This is a genomic window from Blautia sp. AF19-10LB (assembly GCF_003461245.1).
In the GTDB taxonomy this organism is placed as follows: domain Bacteria; phylum Bacillota; class Clostridia; order Lachnospirales; family Lachnospiraceae; genus Blautia_A; species Blautia_A intestinihominis.
In genome coordinates this window covers 1-2,590 of sequence record NZ_QTWS01000082.1, presented here as the reverse complement: position 1 = coordinate 2,590, position 2,590 = coordinate 1, and the positions used below count along the sequence as shown (strand labels likewise).

General features: G+C 46.3%; 2 protein-coding genes. Both read left to right on the top strand.

Annotated features, from left to right (window positions below; genetic code table 11):
* The coding region (locus tag DWX28_RS19745) for a hypothetical protein (protein WP_207661141.1) at positions 1-206 on the top strand (206 nt) is incomplete at its 5' end.
* A gap of 447 nt (positions 207-653) precedes the next feature.
* Positions 654-2,486: a reverse transcriptase/maturase family protein gene (locus tag DWX28_RS19085; RefSeq protein ID WP_118254765.1), complete on the top strand. Its 1,833-nt coding sequence runs from the start codon at positions 654-656 to the stop codon at positions 2,484-2,486.
* The last annotated feature ends 104 nt before the right edge of the window (positions 2,487-2,590 follow it).

Sequence of the window (2,590 nt, the reverse complement as noted above, 5' to 3'; positions counted from 1 at the left end):
CGCGCGTCCAGAAGCGCCGCTTTTCATCCAAAGGCGGTGTGCGGGCATTTTGGGAACCCGGCTTTAGCAAGCCGGTAAAGAAAAGTATCAAAGACGTGAAAAGCGTCACTTTAGCGTCATCCGATTTACCCCGGAGGGAAACCACAAGGGGGACAACAGCGTATCGGAAAAATCGCAAGTTGGGGAAACCATCTACCCACGACTGAGCGGCAAGACGCAACATTGTGAATGAGGAGCAAGGCTAAACTGCTTTAAGGGCAGTCCGAGGCGGGATACTCGACCCGGCGGCGCAGGATGGTTGTATTCGCCGTATGTCATAGCGGAATGTGACAGGTAAACACAGACCGCACGATACTTATGACAGCCAGCCGCAGTAAGCGGAAAAGGACGAAACCCCACTACCGACATCATAATACGCTTTTCCCAAAGTGTCTAACTGGAGATTGCCTAAACCGGAACGCCGGAACTATCCGGCTATGCGTAATGCCGCAAGGCGATAAATTTCAAGGGGTAAAAACCCAAGAAAGATGACGATGAATATCCGGCATGGCAACGGAGCCTCCGTAGTAGTCCGAGGGCGGGAAAGCCGTCTACATGGCGAAGGGAGGCAGGATGTCAACCAATTCATAAAAAGGAAAGGTGCGTGAGGCATTATGAGAAGTCCTGAAAATGTGTTGGAAAGCCTAAAATCCAAGGCGTGTAACAAGAGTTACAAGTACGAGCGGTTATACCGCAACCTGTACAATCCACAATTCTATCTGCTGGCATATCAGCGGATACAGGCGAAACCAGGCAACATGACAGCCGGAACAGACGGCAAAACCATTGACGGAATGGGAATGGCAAGGATAAACGCCCTCATTGAAAAGATGCGGGATTTTAGTTATCAGCCTAACCCGGCAAGGAGAACGTATATCCCGAAATCCAATGGGAAAATGCGTCCTCTGGGAATACCGTCATTCGACGATAAACTGATACAGGAGGTGGTGCGGCTCATCTTAGAGAGTATTTATGAGCCAACCTTTAGCGACTATTCCCACGGTTTCCGTATAAACAGAAGCTGTCATACGGCACTCAAATATGTGCAGAAATATTTTACGGGGACAAAGTGGTTCGTTGAGGGAGATATAAAGGGCTGTTTTGACAACGTAGACCATCATGTGTTGATTGCTATTTTGCGAAAGCGGATTGCAGATGAATATTTCATCGGTCTGCTCTGGAAGTTCTTGAAAGCTGGATATATGGAGGATTGGAATTATCACAATACTTATTCCGGCACTCCGCAAGGCTCCATCATCAGCCCTATCCTGGCAAACATCTACATGAACGAACTGGACAGTTATATGGCAGAGTATGCAGAGAAATTCAACTGCGGAAACCGCCGTAAAATCAATCCTGCGTTCAAGAAGAAATTGGATGTCTGCCGTGGGAAAGAACAAAGGCTTAAAAGAAATATCTCTAAAATGAGCGTGGAAGAAAAAGAGGGCTTAATTGCAGAAATCCGGGAACTGCGGCGTAGTCTGAAATCTATACCGTATAGCGACCAGATGGACGATAGCTATAAACGGCTTTGCTATATCCGATACGCCGATGATTTCTTAATCGGAGTTATCGGCAGCAAAGAGGACGCAGAACAGATTAAACAAGATGTAGGCTGCTTTATCCGGGACAAACTCCATCTGGAAATGTCCGAGGAAAAGACATTGATTACTCATGGACACGACGCTGCGAAGTTCTTGGGATATGAGGTCACAATCGCCAAAGGCGAACACAACAAAAAGACCAAAACCGGGGCTACCAGACGGGTAAACAATGGAAAAGTCTTACTTTATGTTCCCCATGATAAGTGGGTAAAACGACTGTTCTCCTACAATGCCCTCAAGATTAAATACGACAAACAAAATGGAAACAAAGAGGTTTGGGAGCCTGTCCGGCGCACTCGCCTGTTGCACTTGGACGATTTGGAAATCCTAAACCAATACAACGCAGAAATCCGTGGATTGTATAACTACTACCGACTTGCAAACAACGTGTCTGTACTCAATAACTTCTACTATGTAATGAGATACAGTATGCTCAAAACCTTTGCTGGAAAATATCGGACACGAATCAGCAGAATTATCCGCAAGTACCGTCAAGGAAAAGATTTTGTTGTGGAATATCCGAAGAAAAACGGCAAGGTCGGAAAGGTATTGTTTTACAATAATGGGTTCCGCCGGGACACTAAAGTAGAAAGCGGAAATCCTGATATAGTAGCAAGAATTTTTGAGAATTATGGGCGTAATAGCCTTATAAAAAGACTGCAAGCAAACAGGTGTGAGTGGTGTGGCGCAGAGAATGTGCCGCTTGAAATACACCATATACGAAAACTCAAAGATTTAAGTGGCAGAAAACAATGGGAAATCGCCATGATTGGGCGTAAACGCAAGACAATGGCACTCTGCATTGACTGTCACGATAAGTTACACGCAGGGAAATTAGACTGACATCTGGAGAGCCGGATACATCGAGAGGTGTAAGTCCGGTTCGGAGGGGAGTTCTCGGAAACCTACCATAGTGATATGGCAAGGCGCCGGGTTCTTACCCTACT